We start from the raw sequence: 18462 nt of genomic DNA, 5'->3' as shown, positions 1-18462 counted from the left end.
ACAAAAGGATTATCTGAGGATGGGGTTGAATGGTATAATGGGATGGGGAAAATTAAAAGTAGATGGAGGATATCGATGGAGAAACTGTTAGCGACTTTAAACCCAGCTCAAAGAGAAGCGGTTACCCATGCCCATGGGCCACTGCTGGTTTTGGCCGGAGCGGGAACAGGGAAAACCAGAGTTTTAACCTTCCGTATTGCTCACTTGCTTTATCGGAAAATGGCCTACCCCCATGAAATTTTAGCCATAACTTTTACCAATAAAGCAGCCCGCGAGATGAAAGAACGGGTAGAAAAGTTAATAGGAAGAAGTGCCCGGGAAATTTTGATTTCTACTTTTCATTCCTTTGCTTTAAGGATATTACGGAATGAGATTGAAAAGCTTGGTTTTAGCCGCGATTTTACCGTTTACGACGATGACGACCAAATCCAGGTGATAAAGGAGTGCATAAAAGAGCTAAATATTGACGATAAGCGGTTTGCTCCCAAGGCTATTGCTTACCATATATCTTCCGCCAAGGACAAGCTTATTTCCCCCCGTCAGTATAGAGACGATGCCGATGACTTATTTAAAGAAAAAGTGGCGATAATTTATAATATGTACCAGGAAAAGCTTTCTAAAAATAATGCCCTTGACTTTGATGACTTACTTTATTATGCGGTAAGGCTTTTTGAAAATTATCCTCACGTTCTTGAATACTACCAGCGGCGGTTTAAATACATCTTAGTGGATGAGTACCAGGATACCAGCCACGCTCAGTACCGGCTGGTAAATCTTTTAGCCCAAAAACACCGCAATCTCTGTGTGGTGGGAGATCCCGACCAGAGCATTTATTCCTGGCGGGGGGCAGATATTACTAACATCTTAAATTTTGAACGGGATTACCCCGAGGCGAAAGTAGTAATCTTAAAAGAAAATTACCGCTCTACCCAGAAAATCCTCGATGCGGCTAATGCGGTTATTGCCAATAACCGGCTGCGCAAGGAAAAAGAACTATTTGCCGCTAAAGAACCGGGCCATCCCGTTTACTTTTATCCGGCGGTAGATGAAAAAGATGAAGCAGCCTTTGTGTCCTTAACTATCGAGGATTTGGTAAAAAGCGGGGAATATACTTTTAAAGACATTGCACTCTTGTACCGAACCCATGCGTTATCCCGGAACTTTGAAGAAGCCTTTATTCAGCGGGGTATACCTTATGTAATTTTTGGCGGAAATCGCTTTTATGATCGGAAAGAGATAAAGGACATTATTGCTTATTTAAGGGTAGTGGCTAATCCTTACGATAAAGTTTCTTTAAAAAGAATTATTAATGAGCCCAAAAGGGGTATTGGGGAAGCAAGCTTTGCCAAAATTGAAGCGTATGCGGAAAAAACGGGGCTTCCTATAGGGTTATTGTTACTAAGGGATGAGGCTTTGGCTTTAGTTTCCGGGAAAACCAAAAAGGCCCTTTTGGAATTTGGCGAAATGCTCCACTGGTTTCGGGAGTTAAAGGACAGGATAAGCGTGACGCAACTAACCGAAGAAATTTTAAAGCGTTCCGGTTATCAAGAAGCTTTAGAAGCAGAAGATACGATGGAAGCAAGGAATCGCATTGAAAACCTCAAGGAATTTTTGACGGTTACCCAGGCTTTTGAAAGAGAGAGCGAAGATAAGTCTTTAGAAGCGTTTTTAGGTACCATATCCCTGTTAACCGATGCGGATACCGAAGAGGGCGGCGATAACCGGGTAAGGATGATGACGTTACATGCCGCCAAGGGTCTGGAGTTTCCGGTGGTTTTTTTGGTGGGTTTAGAGGAAGGGATATTTCCTCACAGCCGGGCCATTTTCAGTATTGATCCGCAAGAATTGGAAGAAGAAAGAAGGCTTTGTTATGTGGGGATTACCCGGGCCCAAAATAAACTATATCTGACCCGGGCAAAAAGGCGGATGGTTTACGGCCGTACCGATTTTAACGAACCTTCGCGCTTTTTAGAGGAAATACCCGAAGAGTTAATTGAAAGTTTATTAGAAACGGTTTCCGGAGTTAATGAAGCTGCCAAAACTCTTTCTCCGGGGAGAGAAAAGCAAAATGGGGCTTTTTCTCCGGGAGATAGGGTAAGCCATAAAAAGTTTGGAGTGGGAACGGTGTTAGAAGTTAAGCCCCAAGACGGGGATGTAATTTTAAAGGTGCGGTTTGCCGATGGCCAGGTAAAAGAACTTCTGGGAAGTTTTGCTCCTATGGTAAAAGTCTAAGGAGGTGGATGGATGGATAAGGAAGCTGTCAGAAAGCGTATCGAAGAACTTAGGGCTCTTCTTCATTACCACAACTACCGGTATTATGTTTTGGACCAGCCGGAAATAAGCGATGCCGAATATGACCGGATGCTCCGGGAGTTAATTTCTTTGGAGCAGCAGCATCCCGAGTTTATCACTCCCGATTCTCCATCCCAGCGGGTAGGCGGGGAAGTGGCCAAAGAATTTCGGGAAGTGGCCCATTTAAAACCAATGTACAGTCTTGATAACGCTTTTGGACCGGAGGATTTAAAGGAATTTGACCGGAGGGTGCGTTCCCTTTTACCCGGACAGGAAGTAGAGTATGAGATAGAGTTAAAAATCGATGGCCTGGCCATATCTCTGGTGTACGAAAACGGAGTTTTGGTGCGAGGAGCAACCCGGGGTAACGGTACTACGGGGGAAGATATTACCGCTAACGTTAAAACCATTAAAGCTATACCCTTAAAATTACGGAACTCCGTACCCCTTTTAGAAGTTCGGGGAGAGGCGTACATGCCCAAGGAATCTTTTGCCCGTTTAAATGAGCAACGGGAAGAGCGGGGTGAGCCTTTATTTGCCAATCCCCGGAATGCAGCGGCCGGGTCCTTACGGCAGCTTGACCCCAAAATTACTGCCGAACGGGACCTAAGTGCTTTTATGTATGCTATTGGGGAAGTTCAGGGATATGAGCCCAAAACCCAGGCGGAATTAATGGATTGGCTTTTGGAACTTGGTTTTAAAGTAAATCCTTACCGGGAAGTATTCAATAATATTGAAGATGTGATAAATTATTGCCAGAGCTGGCACGAGAAGAGGTTTTCCCTGCCCTATGTTATTGATGGCTTGGTAATTAAAGTAAATAGTCTTGCCCAGCAGGTAGCTTTGGGGTTTACCGCAAAGTCTCCCCGGTGGGCGATTGCTTATAAGTTTCCAGCGGAAATTGCCGAGACCCGGTTAAAAGATATTATCGTCCGGGTTGGCCGGACCGGAGTTTTAACCCCAACGGCTATATTTGAACCGGTAAGCCTTGCCGGCACTACCGTGACGCGAGCATCGCTTCATAATGAGGATTACATCCGGGAAAAGGATATCCGGATTGGCGATATCATCAGGGTGCAAAAAGCCGGGGAAATTATACCGGAAGTAGTGGAAGTGGTAAAAGAAAAGCGGACCGGTGCGGAAAAAGAGTTTGTGATGCCTGCTACCTGTCCGGTCTGCCAGGGGAAAGCGGTAAGGCTTCCCGGCGAGTCGGCCTGGCGGTGTACCAATGCTTCGTGTCCTGCCCAGTTAAAAGAAGGTATCGTACATTTTGCGTCAAGAGGAGCTATGAATATAGAAGGTCTGGGACCGGCGGTGGCCGAGCTTTTACTGGAAGCTGGCTTAATTCAGAATTATGCTGACCTTTACTATTTATCTGCCGAAGAGGTTGCCAGGCTTCCGCGGATGGGGAAAAAATCGGCCGAAAACCTAATTAATGCTATAGAAAAAAGTAAGCAAAATAGTTTGGAACGGCTTATTTACGGCCTTGGAATCAGGCTTGTAGGGGAAAAAGCAGCGCGGGATTTGGCTGTTCATTTTAAGGAGCTTGACAAGTTAATTGCTGCCGCGGAAGAGGAGATTATGGTGATTCCTTCTGTGGGACCCAAAATGGCGGCTTCAATTAAGGCGTTTTTTGTCCAAAAGGAAAATTTAGAACTTATCGAAAAGTTAAAAGCAGCAGGAGTAAATACCAGGTACTTATCCGAGGTGCGAGATAACCGCTTAGAAGGGTTGACCTTTGTCTTAACCGGAACACTATCATCTTTTACCAGGAAAGAAGCCGAGGAATTAATTCAAAGTCTTGGCGGAAAAGTAAGTTCTTCCGTTTCGAAAAAAACCAGTTATGTAGTGGTTGGCGAAGATCCGGGTAGTAAATTGGCAAAGGCAAAAGAGCTGGGGATTCCAATTTTATCCGAAGAAGAATTTCGAAAAATGGTGATGAGTTAAGATTTTCACTATTTTCTTGCCAATGTTTGTTAGATTTTTGTATAATGGCAAAAGGATATTTTTTAAAGGAGGAACGTTTATGACAATTTCTATTAAGGATGTGGAACATGTGGCAATGCTTGCTCGTTTAGAGTTAAGCGAGGAAGAAAAAGAAATGTACACAAAACAGCTAAACGATATTTTAAAATATGCCGAGCAATTACAGGAGCTTGACACCGAAAACGTGAAACCTACCGCCCACGTGCTACCAATTAAAAACGTCTTTAGGGATGATACGGTTCATCAACATATGGATCCTGAAAAAGCCCTTTTAAATGCACCGGAACGGGAAGAAAACTTCTTTAAGGTGCCGAAAATTATTTAAAGGAGGGTATGGTTTTGGAACTATATTACTTAAGTGCAAAAGAAATAACCGAGAAAATAAAGGCTAAAGAGATATCGGCAGTAGAGGTGGCAAAAGCTACTTTTGACCGCATAGAAGCGGTAGAACCAAAAATTCAGGCTTATGTGACGGTAACCCGGGAATTGGGATTAAAAATGGCCCGGGAAGTCGATGAAAAAATTACTCGAGGGGAAGACCCGGGACCGCTGGCGGGGGTACCGGTGGCCATCAAAGATAACATGTCTACTGCCGGGATTAGAACTACCTGTTCATCGAAAATCCTGGAAAGCTACATACCTCCGTATGACGCTACTGTGGTGGAAAAATTAAAAGCTGCCGGAGCGGTATTTACCGGTAAAACTAATTTAGACGAGTTTGCTATGGGTTCCTCTACCGAAAATTCCCGCTTTTTCCCGACGAAAAATCCCTGGGATTTAGAACGGGTGCCCGGGGGTTCTTCCGGAGGGTCGGCCGCCAGTGTTGCCGCCGGGGAAGCGGTAGTGTCTTTGGGCTCCGATACCGGGGGTTCCATTCGCCAGCCGGCAGCTTTTTGCGGAATAGTGGGCTTGAAACCTACATACGGGGCGGTAAGCCGGTATGGCCTGGTGGCTTTTGCCAGCTCCTTAGACCAAATCGGACCTTTTGCCCGGACGGTGGAAGATGCTGCTCTCTTATTAAACGTAATAACTGGACATGACCCTAAAGATTCTACTTCAGCTAACGTTGATTACCCCAACTATTTAAGCTTTTTAAACCAGGACATTAAGGGCCTAAAAATTGGGCTGCCGAAGGAATATTTTATTGACGGTATTGATGCTGGAGTGAAAAAGGCGATTGATGAGGCAATTAAACTTTATGAAAGCTTAGGGGCGGTATTTGAGGAAGTATCTTTACCGCATACCAAGTATTCTTTACCGGTTTATTATCTCATCGCTCCGGCGGAAGCTTCCTCCAATCTGGCCCGGTATGACGGAGTCCGTTACGGCTACCGGGATTTTGAAGCCGAAGATGTGGTGGAAATGTTCTCCCGGACCCGGGCGGAAGGCTTTGGGGCTGAGGTAAAAAGACGGATCATGCTTGGTACCTATGCTTTAAGTGCCGGTTATTACGATGCTTATTACTTAAAAGCGTTGAAGGTACGAACATTAATTAAAGAAGATTTTGACCGGGCTTTTACCAAAGTAGATCTCCTTTTAACCCCAACCACTCCAACCCCGGCGTTTAAGTTTGGTGAAAAAACGTCCGACCCGGTTTCGATGTATCTTTCGGACATCTTCACCATGGCCGTAAACTTAGCCGGTCTTCCCGGGATTTCGGTTCCGGCTGGTTTTGACGGTCATCTGCCGGTATCGTTCCAGTTAATTGGTAAGCCTTTTGATGAAGGTACATTACTAAAGGTTGCCCATGCCTTTGAGCAAAACACCGAATTTCATAAGGCTCGGCCCAAGCTTTAGGAGGTGCGATATGCGGGACTACGAAGCGGTTATTGGTTTAGAAGTTCATGTGGAATTAAAAACCAATACGAAAATCTTTTGCAATTGTTCTACCGAGTTTGGCGGAGAGCCAAACTCCCATGTTTGTCCGGTATGTCTGGGACTTCCCGGGGTTTTACCGGTTCTAAATAAAAAAGTGGTGGATTACGCGATTAAAGCAGCGCTGGCGTTAAACTGCGAAGTGGCCGAATACTGCAAGTTTGACCGGAAAAATTACTACTACCCCGATTTACCCAAGAATTATCAGATATCCCAGTATGATTTGCCGTTAGCAAAAAACGGTTATCTGGAAATTGAAGTGGATGGGCAGGTTAAAAGAATTGGTATTACCAGGATTCACATGGAAGAAGATGCGGGAAAATTAGTCCATCAGGGAAACCTTGCGGTTACACCTTACTCTTTAGTCGACTACAATCGTACCGGGGTTCCGCTTATTGAAATAGTTTCGGAGCCGGATATTCGTACTCCGGAAGAAGCAAGACTTTATTTAGAAAAACTTAAAGCAATTATTCAATATACCGGAATTTCCGACTGCCGGATGGAAGAAGGAAGCTTAAGATGTGATGCGAACGTTTCGGTTCGGCCCAAAGGGCAAAAGGAGTTTGGGACAAAAACGGAAATAAAAAATATGAACTCGTTTAAGGCCCTGCAAAAAGCTTTGGAATACGAGATTTCCAGGCAAATTGAGGTTTTAGAAGAAGGCGGGCGAATCATCCAGGAAACCCGGATGTGGGATGAGGGAAGGCAGGTAACCCTTTCCATGCGCAGTAAAGAAGAAGCCCACGATTACCGTTACTTCCCCGAGCCGGACCTGGCGCCGGTAGTCATTGACCGGGAGTGGCTGGAAGAAATACGGGCAACATTGCCGGAGCTTCCGGATGCTCGTAAAAAACGGTTTGTGGAACAATATGGCTTAACTCCTTACGATGCTCATGTCCTCACCTTAACCCGGGAGCTGGCGGATTACTACGAAGAAGCGGCGAAGGGTTACAGTAATCCAAAAGCAGTAGCTAACTGGGTCATAAATGAGCTTTTACGCTTACTAAATGCCGCAGGAAAAGAAATTACCGAGTGTCCCATTAAACCGGGACAAATTACCAGGATGTTAGAACTTTTAGATAAAGGCACCATTTCCGGCAAGATTGCCAAGACTGTGTTTGAAGAGATGTTTTCATCCGGTAAAGACCCGGAGGTTATCGTTAAAGAAAAAGGACTTGTCCAGATTACCGATTTGGGTGAATTGGAAACGGTTGTTGCAAAGGTAATTGCTTCTAACCCTAAAGCCGTAGAAGATTACAAAAACGGAAAAGAAAAAGCAATTGGGTTTTTAGTAGGTCAAATCATGAAAGAAACCCGGGGGCGGGCCAACCCCGATGCCGTAAACCAGCTTTTGCGGGACAAATTAGCAAAACTTTAATATAATACTCAACCGCTGTCTTACCGGCAGCGGCTTTTTTTTTTGATTTTCTATTGACCACAAACCACCTACCATTTACCACTGCTTAAGTATACAGTATAAAAACTTTGAAAATCTTTTAACAATTTAGGGGGTGTGTTATCATTAAAAAATAGATTAAGCCACAGGTGGGAGGTTTGAGAAACGTGAAATTAAATGATAAACCCATTTATATTGTCGATACGACGCTAAGAGACGGAGAACAAACGGCAGGAGTAGTTTTTGCTAACAAAGAAAAAATTAGAATTGCTAAGTTTCTAGATGAAATGGGAGTGGACCAAATTGAAGCGGGAATTCCGACCATGGGTGGGGATGAAAAAGAAGCAATAACCGCCATTTGTAAGCTTGGCTTAAAAGCCAGCATCATGGGCTGGAACCGTCCAGTGATCAAAGATATTGAAGAATCGTTGCGTTGTGGTGTAGATGCGGTAGCTATATCCATTTCTACTTCAGATATCCACATAGAACATAAACTTCGGGCCTCCCGGGAATGGGTTATTGAAAATATGGTTAAAGCCTGCGAGTTTGCCAAAAAAGAAGGGTTATATGTTTCAGTGAATGCTGAAGATGCCAGCCGCTCCGATATGGAGTTTTTGGTACAGTTTGGTTTAGCGGCCAAAGAGGCCGGTGCTGACCGGTTAAGATATTGCGATACTGTGGGTATTTTGGACCCTTTTACTACTTTTGAGCGGGTAAAAGAGCTAAGAGAGAGGGTAGGGCTTGAAATTGAAATGCATACCCATAACGATTTTGGCATGGCCACTGCTAATGCTTTAGCCGGGGTTAAAGCCGGAGCTAAGTTTGTAGGCGTTACGGTGATTGGCCTTGGAGAGCGGGCCGGTAACGCTGCTTTAGAAGAAGTGGTCATGGCCTTAAAACATATTTATGGGATTGACCTTGGCTTTAAGACCGAACTTTTCCGTGAAGCGGCCCTTTACGTTTCTATGGCTTCTGGTCGGGAACTTCCTGCCTGGAAAGCTATTGTGGGTTCAAACATGTTTGCCCATGAATCGGGAATTCATGCCGATGGGGCTTTGAAGAACCCCAAAACTTATGAGGCTTTCCATCCGGAGGAAGTGGGTTTAGAACGGCAAATTGTTATTGGCAAGCACTCCGGTTCTGCTGCTTTAAAGGCCAAATTTGCTGAGTATGGCATTCAGTTAACCGATGAGCAGGCAGTAGAGCTTCTGCCCCATGTTCGGGCGCATGCGGTGGAATTAAAGCGGTCGCTCTTTGATAAAGAATTAGTTTTAATTTATGAAGAACATTTTGGAAAGAGGGGAATGTAATTGGGGAAGACAATCATTGAAAAAATTCTCTCCCAAAAGAGTGGTGGAGATGCGTATGCCGGCCAAATTGTCGTGGCCGATGTGGACTATGTTATGGGGCAGGATGGGACTGCGCCATTGGCGATAAAATCGTTTCGGGAAATGGGAGGAACAAAGGTTTTTGACCCGGAAAAAGTGGTTTTTGTCATAGACCACAGCGCCCCAAGCCCTAATGAAGGAGTATCACGCCTGCATAAGCTTATGCGGGAGTTTCGGGATGAATACGGGATTGATTTTCACGACATTGGTGACGGCGTTTGCCATCAAGTGGTACCCGAGAGTGGAAAAGTAGGACCGGGTTCACTGGTGGTTGGAGCCGATTCCCACACCTGTACTTATGGTGCTTTAAATGCTTTTGCCACCGGGGTTGGATCCACCGACCTGGCAGCGGCGATTATCTCGGGTAAGCTCTGGTTTAAAGTTCCTGAAACCATAAAGTTTGTGTTAAAGGGCAAGCTTCCAAAAGGGGTGTTTGCCAAGGACTTGATTTTGTACTTAATTGGGGATGTTACTGCGGATGGGGCAACCTACATGGCTGCGGAATATACCGGGGAAGCTATATCCAACCTGTCTATGGATGGAAGATTTACCATTTCCAACATGGCAATAGAAATGGGAGCAAAGGCCGGCTTAATGGAGGCTGATGAAAAAACCTTTGCTTTTGTTAAAGAACATGGCGGTAGGGATTTTACACCGGTCTTTGCCGATCCGGATGCGGTTTATGCTAAAGTTTTAGAATATGACGTATCGGAGTTGGAACCAATGGTGGCCAAACCGCATACCGTTGATAACACTGCCAAAGTTACCGAGGTGGCCGGTACTCCGATTCACCAGGCGGTACTGGGAACCTGTACAAACGGACGGCTTGAGGATTTACGGATTGCAGCCAAAATCTTAGAAGGACGGAAGATTCATCCTAAAACCCGTCTGATAGTAGCTCCAGCATCAAGGAAAATTTTCTTAAAAGCAATGGAAGAAGGATTTATAAAAATCTTTGTGGAGGCAGGGGCTGCCGTGGTAACTCCTGGCTGTGGTCCGTGCGTTGGCACTCATAACGGTATACCTTCCGACGGGGAAAATGTTATTTCAACTGCCAACCGGAATTTCAAAGGCCGGATGGGCAACAGCAATGCCTTTATTTATTTAGCCTCACCGGCCACGGTGGCCGCATCGGCTATTGCCGGAGAAATTGCCGATCCAAGACCTTACTTTTAAGGATGGTGGAGTAAAAAATGATTTTAAGGGGTAAATGCCATAAATTTGGCAATGATGTAAATACCGATTATATAATTTCCGGTAAATATAAGTTTAAAACTTTAGATATGAATGAGCTGGCTAAGCACGTCATGGAAGACTTAGATCCGGATTTTTACAGTAAAGTTACTTCCGGAGATTTTATCGTTGCCGGCAGTAACTTTGGTTGCGGTTCTTCCCGGGAACAAGCACCGCTGGCTATTAAATATGCTAAAATAGGTGCGGTAATCGCTAAATCCTTTGCCCGGATCTTTTACCGCAATGCCATTAATACCGGTCTTCCGGTTATTGAATGCGATACCGATAAAATAAATGCCGGTGATGAATTAGAAGTAGATCTCTCTAAAGGGACAATCAAAAACCTTACCACCGGTGAGGATATTCCGATAAAACCTCTTCCCGATGTAATGATAAAGATTTTAAGGGATGGTGGTTTAATTGAGCATTTCAAAAAATATGGTACCTTTAATTTTTAAGGAGGTTTATAATGGCGCATAAAGTTACTTTAATTCCTGGTGATGGTATAGGACCGGAAATTGTAGAAGCTACCCGGCGGGTAATCGATGCTAGCGGCGCTCAAATAGACTGGGAAGTGGTAGAAGCGGGGGAAAAGGTCATGGCCGAGTACGGAACTCCCCTGCCGGATTATGTTTTAGAGTCCATCAAGAAAAATAAAGTTGCTTTAAAGGGACCGATGACTACACCCATCGGCACGGGATTTCGCAGCGTGAATGTTGCTTTAAGAAAAGCTTTAGATTTATACGCTAATGTTCGGCCGGCAAAATCCCTGCCGGGAGTTGTTACCCGGTACGAAAATATTGATTTAATCACTGTTCGGGAAAATACCGAGGATTTATACGCTGGAGTTGAACACATGGTAGGGGAAGATGCAGCGGAAAGTATTAAAATTATCACCCGAAAGGCATCAAAGAGAATTGTCCGGTTTGCCTTTGAACTGGCCCGGCGGGAAGGACGGAGAAAAGTTACCGCCGTTCATAAAGCTAATATCATGAAGTATACCGATGGATTATTTCTAGCAGTTGCCAGGGAAGTGGCGGCAGAGTATCCCGATATTGAGTTTGAGGATATGATTGTGGATGCGATGGCCATGAAGCTGGTGCAGTCGCCGGAAAAATTTGATGTAATGGTGATGCCCAATCTTTACGGTGATATTTTGTCTGACCTCTGCGCGGGTTTGGTGGGGGGACTTGGGGTGGCACCGGGAGCCAATATCGGTGACGAATATGCCGTTTTTGAGCCGGTGCACGGAAGTGCCCCTAAGCATGCCGGCCAAAACCGGGTAAATCCCCTGGCGGAGATTTTATCTGGGGTGATGATGCTAAAACACCTGGGAGAAGTGGATGCAGCTGCCAAAATCGAGCGGGCTTTAACCAAGGTTCTTCCCAATAAGGACATGGTTACCTATGATTTAGGCGGGACTGCGAAAACCTCCGAAATGGCCGATTATATTATAAAACATTTATAAAAGCCTCCAGTTTTGGAGGTTTTTATTTTTTACACCTGCGGGAAATGCTAAAATAGAGATGAAAAACAGGAGGGATTTGATGCTGGAAATTCGCTGGAAGTTAAAACATGTGGTTTTAATATTAATATTAACTTTAGTTTTGGTAAATGGGATGAATTTACTGTTGGGATCTCTTCCTCTTCCCGGTCTTAAAAGTTTTGGGGCTAGGGTTATCTTTTTGACTTTTTTTCAGGATATACTGCTATTGGCTTTGGTGTTGTGGGTGGTGGAAAAAAACCGAGGTCACCTATCTGATCTGGGGCTTACGGTAAAAAATTGGGGTAAAGCCTTTAAATGGGGAGTGTTTGGAGGTTTTTTAATTTTAATTGCCGTGGTGGTGGTGGGAGCTTTTAGTTTTAAAATTTTAAAGGTTAATCCTCCTCCGCAGACCTTTGAAAAACTCTTAACCCTGGCTAAAACTCCCACGGAGAAAAACCTGCTGGTCTTTTTGGGAGTTTTTCTCGGCCCTTTTGCCGAAGAGCTTTTCTTTCGCGGTTTTAGCTATCCTATATTAAAAAAATACATGGGTGTGGTTGGAGGGATAGCAGTATCTTCCTTACTTTTTGGAGCGATGCATTTTGATCCTTACCGGTTTTTACCGCTCTCGATAGGGGGAGCAATACTGGCGTATCTTTACGAAAAGACCGGTACGTTATTAAGCCCCTTTGTGGCGCATGCCACCTGGAATGGAATCATGACCTGGTTTGTAATGGGGAAAATGTTTTTTTATTAAGTATTTATGAAAGATAAAGTATTTTATTAATCCAGGAAAAAATGGAATATTTTTGGATTTATTTTCTTTTGCTAATATAATAAGGGAGGAAAAATATAAGGGAGGTTAAATAGTGAATAGCGAACGGTTAATGGAGAAATTTAATGAATATAAGAAGGCTGTTTTAAGACTAAAAGAAGCGTTGGAAGAAGATTTAACAAATCCTTTAGTTTATGATGGCGTAATTCAGCGTTTTGAGTTTACCTATGAACTGGCCTGGAAACTGATGAAGGCCTATCTTGAGTATGAGGGGTATGCAACTGTAAACTCGCCGCGAGCAGCCTTTAAAGAAGCTTTTGCCTATGGACTTATTTTTAATGGGGATGTCTGGATTGATATGATCGATGCTCGAAATCTTACTGTGCACACATATGACGAGCAAATGGCCAAAGAAATCTATGATAAAGTTAAAAAAAAGTATTATGACGCTTTTGCAGCATTTGCTAAGAAGATGGCGGAGGTGCTTAAATGAATTTCGGTTTACCTGAACATATTTTAAACGCTTTAATCAAAGAGTTGCAAAAAAGGGAAAATGTAATTAGAGCGGTTATTTTTGGATCCCGCGCCCGGGGGGATTATAAGTATAATTCTGATATAGACCTTGCGGTTTACTGCGAGGGCAGGATGCCATCGGGGTTATGGTCAGACTTAGATGAGGCAGCGGGTATTTACAAGATTGATGTTATAGATATGAATAGCCCGTTAGATGAAAAGTTTCGGCAAAGGATTGAGGAGCAGGGTATAGAGATTTACCGGAGAGAATAGAAAGTTTAATTCAGGAGGATTTATGGAAGAAATTTTAGAAATAATTGACCTTACCGAAGAAGGACTGGGTGTTGGGAAAAAAGAAAAGCGGGTTTACTTTGTTTCGGGGGATGTCACCGTTGGTGATGTGGTCAAAGTAAAAGTTACCGGCGAAAAAAGAGGCGTTATTCTAGGAGAGGCTCTGGAAATTTTAAATAGTTCTCCTTACCGGGATGTTCCCGGGTGTTCCCATTTTGGTTACTGCGGAGGTTGCAGTTTACAAAACCTTGATTACGAGCAGCAGTTAATACTTAAAAAAATAAAAGTTTATAATATTATGAAAAAAATTGGCCGGATAGATGCTCCTGTTAAACCAGTCTTACCAAATTTTTCTTTTTATCGCTACCGGCAAAAAGTGCATTTTACTTTTGGAATTAACCAGAATAAACTGGCCATTGGCTATTTTGACCGAAAAAATAAATGGTTTCCTCTAACCGATTGCTTAATAGCGGATAAAAACTTAATTGAGGTGGCCCATTATATTACTGAAATGTTGAGTTCCTATAAGCTTAAGGCTTACTTTAGCGATGATGGTGTCTTACGGCATTTGGTAGTTCGTAGATCTTTCACCACTGGGAAAATTCAGGCAGTGGTAACTGCTGCAAAGTTAAATTTTAAGGTAAAGGAAATTGCCGAAAAAATTTTTCTAAATCCCCAAATTCAGTCCCTAACCTTTCATGAAAACCCCAAAAAAACCCGGGAAGTTTTTGGGCCTGGACCAACAATTAATTTTGGGGATGATTTTCTTACCGAAGAACTTCTCGGGATTAAATATCACTTAACGCCGCTTTCTTTTTTTCAAATTAATCCGCCCCAGGCCGAAAAGATTTATGGTATTGCTTTAAATTATCTTAATTTAGTTAAAACCGATGTGGTTTTAGATGGTTATTCCGGAGTAGGTTCATTAACTCTACCGGCAGCTAAAATTGCCGCGACTGCTGTGGGAGTAGAAGAGGTAAAGGAGGCAGTAACAGTAGCCGGTATCAATGCTAAAAATAACGGTATAAACAATATAAAATTTTTTACTGGAAAAGTGGAAGAAAAACTTCCCTGGCTATTAAGAAAAGGTTATCGTTTTAATAAAATTGTCCTGGATCCTCCCCGGGAGGGAGTAAAAAAAGAGGTTTTAGAGGAGATAATAAAGCATGGCCCGGAGCGGATTGTTTATGTATCGTGTAATCCTGCAACCCAGGCCCGGGACTTAAAGATTTTGGCGGAAGCGGGTTATTATCCCGAGGAAATAACCCCGGTGGATATGTTTTCTCAGACAATGCATGTGGAGAGTGTTGCGTTATTAATCAAAATCGGATAAATTTTACCCTGGACCTGGTTCTTTAAAGCCTACTTTTAAAATTGTATGATTAAAAGGCAGATAACGAAGAGAGGTTTCCTGGTAAAAAGCTACCGGTTTCTCTAAAAAATTGTGTTTTTTATTAATAAGGTGTAAGCTTTTTAGTAATTGTTTTTTGTTTTTCTCTAACTCTTCTTGCCGGCAAAGGGCAAAAGATGTTAAAACTGCTGGAGCTGTGAGAAAGCCGAGATAACGAAGTTGCCGGGATGGAGCAAGCTGATAAAATCGGTATGGGTAAGAATCGGAAAAATAGCAACCGGAAAAGTTGAAAACAGGGATTGGACCTTGAACCTTTTCAGAATGACTATGTTTTATACCGGCAAATAAATGCTGTACTGAAGAGGTAGTGGCAAAACTAAAGGATGGAGATAATTCACTGACCTCTACAGCATTCTGCACTTGAAAAAGTCTAAAAGAAGGACCAACTTTAAAAAGAGCCAAAGCATAATTATAGCCAAACAAAACGGCAGCACCCCGGGCGATTTGCAACAAAGGAGCAAGCTCGTAAATTTTACCGCAAGCTTGCGGTAAAAAATCATCGGTTAAACAGACGGCTTCATTTTCAACCCAATAAATCCCGGGGGAGTATGGGGCAAAAAAATCCCTAAGTTGCTGAAGGTAAGGGGATAATGTAATTTTGAAAGCAGCAGCTATTAACAAAGCCTTTTCTCGCACGCGAAAGCCAAGGTGCGGGTAATTCTGGGATTTTAGAATTACCGCCTGGGTAAATTTTTTAAGTAGCCGATGAGCTTTGTTTTCTTTTTCCGGGTAAACCAGAGCAAAAGGCGATATGATGGAAACCACCTGAGCTTTTTTTATTTGTTCGTCGTTTTCTTTTAAGGCCCGGGCAAGTTTTTCCTGGGTTACTTGCAAAACCTCCACCAGTTTTTGAACTCCTTGGGGAAAAGAAAGAGTTGCGTTAAATTGTTCAGGGACAAGGCGTAGATGAGAAATTGGCTTAATACTATTTTCTTGCATCAAAGAAATTGGAGGAGTAAAGTAGATTTTATGTACGTCTCTTTTCGATAATCCTAATAGAGAAAGACAGCGCTGTAACTCATCTAAAAAACTTTTATGGTAAAATTTTCCTTCAAAAAGAAGATACCTGCCCGAACCAGCAATAAGAGTACCATATTGGCCGTTTAAAAAAATTCCCAGCACAACTTTCAAGAAAATACCTCCTTTTTGCGGTAGTAGCGTGGATACAACTTTTCTAAGGGCAGGTAAGTAGTGCGGTAGCCAAAACATTGTGGACCAACCACGTCTAAAGCTTTTCTAATTCTCAGCCGAAGCGGTGCCGGAAGTCCCAGGAGCGCCAGCCGTTGTCCTTCGTAAATTTCGTTGTTGTTTACCGGTTTAAGCTCATTTAAATCAATTGCAGAAATTAAGTCAGGAACGCTAGCAGCAACATTACCGTTTTTAAATGCGAGTAAGTTTTCGTATTGAAAGAGAAGTTGTAATTCTTCACCTTTTGGCGAAATCAATGTGGCAGCTTTCCATTTTGCCGATTCATAGGTCGAGATGTTTTTTACAGTACCCTGGAAAATTTCAACCACAGGACCGTAAAAAGAGTTAGAAGTTACTTCTAAAAGCAAGCCAAACAGCTCCCGGTAATTATCTGCCTGCAGAAAGCACTCTCCTATTTCCCGGGCAAAGGATAACGTCCCCGGAAGAAGGACTCTTCTTAAGATGGAACCGGGATAGGAAAAACCAGCAAAATAACCAACTCCACCTTGTTGGCCAATAATCTGGCGAGTATTAAGCTCTAAAAGAAAAGTATCTTGTTTATCAAGGAACGAATGCAAGTGATAATTGCCGTCAATTAATACCAAAGGAGCTGCAGCCAAGTTTTCAAGATGATAAGTAGTCATTTGTAACTCAGGAAAGGCCCGCCCCATACTGTCGCCATCAGCGATAGGTAAACCGGTTTGGAGCGCAGCCAAGAGTGGGTAAAAAATGTTAACCCCAGCTCCTTCAACAATGGAGATTCCTTTAAACTTGACCCCGGTGTATTTTTCCAGCTCTCCAATTATAATTCCCGCCTCCAACCCCGAAGGCAGATTTTCTTCACTTAATTCCGGTGAACCAAAGAGGCCGGTGCCACAAAAAAAATTGTTTTCCGGTAATTCCTCAAGCGTGAGTAGAGTAATAACACGGTTTTTAAGAGATTTTTGCAGTTCAGTTGCTAAAAGGTGACTTTTTCCGCCACCTCCCGAACCAAGAAAAATGCTGCCATACCAAAGGGGCTCAATCCAATCAACGGTAATTTCCTGCATATTTCCACCTACTTCAGACGGTATTTTTTAAGCCAACGATAGAGGGTTGCGAGGCTAACCCCCAGTTCCTTGGCAATTAACTTTTTGGACTGGGTAGAATGACCGTATTCCGCTAAAAGAATTTCTAACTGTTCTTTTAGTTGATCGTTCTGATTAAAAGGACGTCTGATTTTAACGGCTGGAAACTGAGATACACTGGTAAAAATACCGTTTTGCAGATACTTTGGTAGATAATGCGGAGTAATGACATCACCTTCGCAAAGGGAAACGGCGTAGGCAACTACGTTTTTCAGTTCTCGAACATTTCCCGGCCAGTTATAATCTTTAAGGAGTTGGATGGCTTCCGGATTAAAAATTTTAAAAGGTTTATCTTGCTCTAAACAAATATTTTTTAAATAAAAATCTAAAAGTAGAGGGATGTCGTCACGCCGCTCCCGGAGCGGCGGGATGTGAACGGGAAAAACATTTAACCTAAAGAAAAGGTCTTCTCGAAACTGTTTAGCATCAATTAATTCTTTTAAATTTTTATTAGTAGCTGCAATAATCCTTATATCAACTGGATAGGAAACGGTAGCACCAATTCTTTCCACCCGCCGTTCCTCCAAAACCCGGAGGAGTTTTGCCTGTAATTGGGTAGGCATATCGCCGATTTCGTCAAGAAAAATTGTTCCACCATTGGCGAGCTCAAATTTACCTGGCTTGCCCCCGCGACGGGCACCAGTAAAAGAACCGTCTTCATAGCCAAAAAGTTCGCTTTCCAGCAGGTTTTCGGGAATGGCAGCGCAGTTTATGGCAATAAAAGGCTGCTCCTTTCGAGGACTTAAGTAATGGATATAGCGGGCAAAGAGTTCTTTACCGGTACCACTTTCACCCTGGAGTAGTACCGTGTTATCAGTGACAGCGATTTGCCGAACAAGCTTTTTTATTTCTAAAAAACGGGGGTTTTTGCCCGGAATAGTAAAAAGAGATTCGTTTTGTAATAAGGATTCAGTTTCTTCCTGCCGGTTTGGTTCCGTTTTCCAGGCCAGCAAACCTGTCATCTTACCGTTTTTTGAAAAAACGCGGTAATAAAAGTTTCCCCCCTTAGTTTCTATAAAACCTTCGGGCTCACTTGTCCGACTTAACTTTTCCCAGAGGGCAGAGGTAGAAAATGGTTTAGGAGTACGACTTTGGCTTAAAATTACCTGCCCCTTATTGTTAAAAAGAAAAAAGTCTGTTTCTAAGTGGCTTGCCAAAAATTGCAATGCGTCTGTGGTTGAGGAATTGTCTAATTTTTGTTCAGCAGCATGTATGGTTTCCATGACTGTTAAAAGAAATTTAAGGAGCAAAGCAGTGGTTATGGTCAAGTTATTGGTTTTTTCTTTAGGCCAGGCAGTCCAAAAAACATCTTCTTGTAGTTTAAAGGCTAGTATCAAGCTGTAAGGGCAACCAGCGCCTTCCAGGCAGGTGGGGGTACAGGGCGGTGTCCAAATCTGATAACCTGTTTTTGGAGGCGAAATTAAAGAAAGGCATTTTTCTGGAAGTTCAATTACAAGACCAAAGGTTTCTTTAAGCGATTCAACAAAAGCTTTTCTCATAGATT

Annotated in this window: 16 protein-coding genes; 13 read left to right on the top strand and 3 right to left on the bottom strand. The window is 43.1% G+C overall.

Annotation, left to right across the window (positions count from 1 at the left end; genetic code table 11):
- Positions 1 to 75: 75 nt before the first annotated feature.
- The 13 genes from pcrA (at position 76) to rlmD (ending at position 14565) form a co-directional block, all read left to right on the top strand.
- A complete protein-coding gene (pcrA, locus tag cpu_RS12460; RefSeq protein ID WP_075860308.1) occupies positions 76 to 2232 on the top strand; it encodes a DNA helicase PcrA in 2157 nt (718 codons plus the stop codon).
- Positions 2233 to 2244: 12 nt separating this feature from the next.
- On the top strand, positions 2245 to 4239 hold the full coding sequence (gene ligA / locus cpu_RS12455) for an NAD-dependent DNA ligase LigA (protein WP_075860307.1): 1995 nt from the start codon (positions 2245 to 2247) through the stop codon (positions 4237 to 4239).
- Positions 4240 to 4318: 79 nt separating this feature from the next.
- Positions 4319 to 4603 (top strand): Asp-tRNA(Asn)/Glu-tRNA(Gln) amidotransferase subunit GatC, encoded by a 285-nt coding sequence (gene gatC / locus cpu_RS12450; RefSeq protein WP_075860306.1) that lies wholly within the window; start codon positions 4319 to 4321, stop codon positions 4601 to 4603.
- A 14-nt stretch (positions 4604 to 4617) separates the two neighbouring features.
- Positions 4618 to 6075, top strand: coding sequence for an Asp-tRNA(Asn)/Glu-tRNA(Gln) amidotransferase subunit GatA (gene gatA / locus cpu_RS12445; protein WP_075860369.1), 1458 nt, complete (start codon positions 4618 to 4620; stop codon positions 6073 to 6075).
- A 10-nt stretch (positions 6076 to 6085) separates the two neighbouring features.
- Positions 6086 to 7531 carry an Asp-tRNA(Asn)/Glu-tRNA(Gln) amidotransferase subunit GatB gene (gene gatB / locus cpu_RS12440; RefSeq protein WP_075860305.1) on the top strand — a complete coding sequence of 482 codons (1446 nt, stop codon included), beginning with the start codon at positions 6086 to 6088 and terminating at the stop codon, positions 7529 to 7531.
- 185 nt (positions 7532 to 7716) lie between these two features.
- The gene (nifV, locus tag cpu_RS12435) at positions 7717 to 8859 is read left to right on the top strand and encodes a homocitrate synthase (protein WP_075860304.1); all 1143 of its coding nucleotides are present in this window, start codon (positions 7717 to 7719) and stop codon (positions 8857 to 8859) included.
- On the top strand, positions 8860 to 10113 hold the full coding sequence (locus cpu_RS12430; protein ID WP_075860303.1) for a 3-isopropylmalate dehydratase large subunit: 1254 nt from the start codon (positions 8860 to 8862) through the stop codon (positions 10111 to 10113).
- Positions 10114 to 10130: 17 nt separating this feature from the next.
- Positions 10131 to 10628 (top strand): 3-isopropylmalate dehydratase small subunit, encoded by a 498-nt coding sequence (locus tag cpu_RS12425; RefSeq protein WP_075860302.1) that lies wholly within the window; start codon positions 10131 to 10133, stop codon positions 10626 to 10628.
- Positions 10629 to 10639: 11 nt separating this feature from the next.
- Complete coding sequence (locus cpu_RS12420) at positions 10640 to 11638, top strand: isocitrate/isopropylmalate dehydrogenase family protein (protein ID WP_075860301.1); 999 nt, start codon at positions 10640 to 10642, stop codon at positions 11636 to 11638.
- 79 nt (positions 11639 to 11717) lie between these two features.
- Positions 11718 to 12410 (top strand): CPBP family intramembrane glutamic endopeptidase, encoded by a 693-nt coding sequence (locus cpu_RS12415; RefSeq protein WP_075860300.1) that lies wholly within the window; start codon positions 11718 to 11720, stop codon positions 12408 to 12410.
- Positions 12411 to 12522: 112 nt separating this feature from the next.
- Positions 12523 to 12921: a nucleotidyltransferase substrate binding protein gene (locus tag cpu_RS12410; protein WP_075860299.1), complete on the top strand. Its 399-nt coding sequence runs from the start codon at positions 12523 to 12525 to the stop codon at positions 12919 to 12921.
- Positions 12918 to 13214, top strand: coding sequence for a nucleotidyltransferase family protein (locus cpu_RS12405; protein ID WP_011344033.1), 297 nt, complete (start codon positions 12918 to 12920; stop codon positions 13212 to 13214). Before cpu_RS12410 ends, cpu_RS12405 begins: the two co-directional genes overlap by 4 nt.
- A gap of 22 nt (positions 13215 to 13236) precedes the next feature.
- Positions 13237 to 14565, top strand: a complete 1329-nt coding sequence (rlmD, locus tag cpu_RS12400; RefSeq protein ID WP_075860298.1) for a 23S rRNA (uracil(1939)-C(5))-methyltransferase RlmD — start codon at positions 13237 to 13239, stop codon at positions 14563 to 14565.
- 3 nt (positions 14566 to 14568) lie between these two features.
- Here rlmD and cpu_RS12395 read toward each other — a convergent pair whose 3' ends face one another.
- From cpu_RS12395 to cpu_RS12385, 3 genes are read right to left on the bottom strand one after another with little or no spacing between them, the layout of a single operon-like run.
- A complete protein-coding gene (locus tag cpu_RS12395) occupies positions 14569 to 15765 on the bottom strand; it encodes a hypothetical protein (RefSeq protein WP_234970257.1) in 1197 nt (398 codons plus the stop codon).
- 5 nt (positions 15766 to 15770) lie between these two features.
- Positions 15771 to 16880: a DUF917 domain-containing protein gene (locus cpu_RS12390; protein ID WP_075860296.1), complete on the bottom strand. Its 1110-nt coding sequence runs from the start codon at positions 16878 to 16880 to the stop codon at positions 15771 to 15773.
- 8 nt (positions 16881 to 16888) lie between these two features.
- On the bottom strand, positions 16889 to 18457 hold the full coding sequence (locus cpu_RS12385; protein ID WP_075860295.1) for a sigma-54 interaction domain-containing protein: 1569 nt from the start codon (positions 18455 to 18457) through the stop codon (positions 16889 to 16891).
- Positions 18458 to 18462: the final 5 nt, after the last annotated feature.

Origin of the sequence: Carboxydothermus pertinax (assembly GCF_001950255.1) — a bacterium.
Lineage (GTDB): Bacteria > Bacillota > Z-2901 > Carboxydothermales > Carboxydothermaceae > Carboxydothermus > Carboxydothermus pertinax.
Note: the sequence above shows the minus strand (reverse complement) of the source record. Positions and strands in the feature narration are given on the sequence as shown.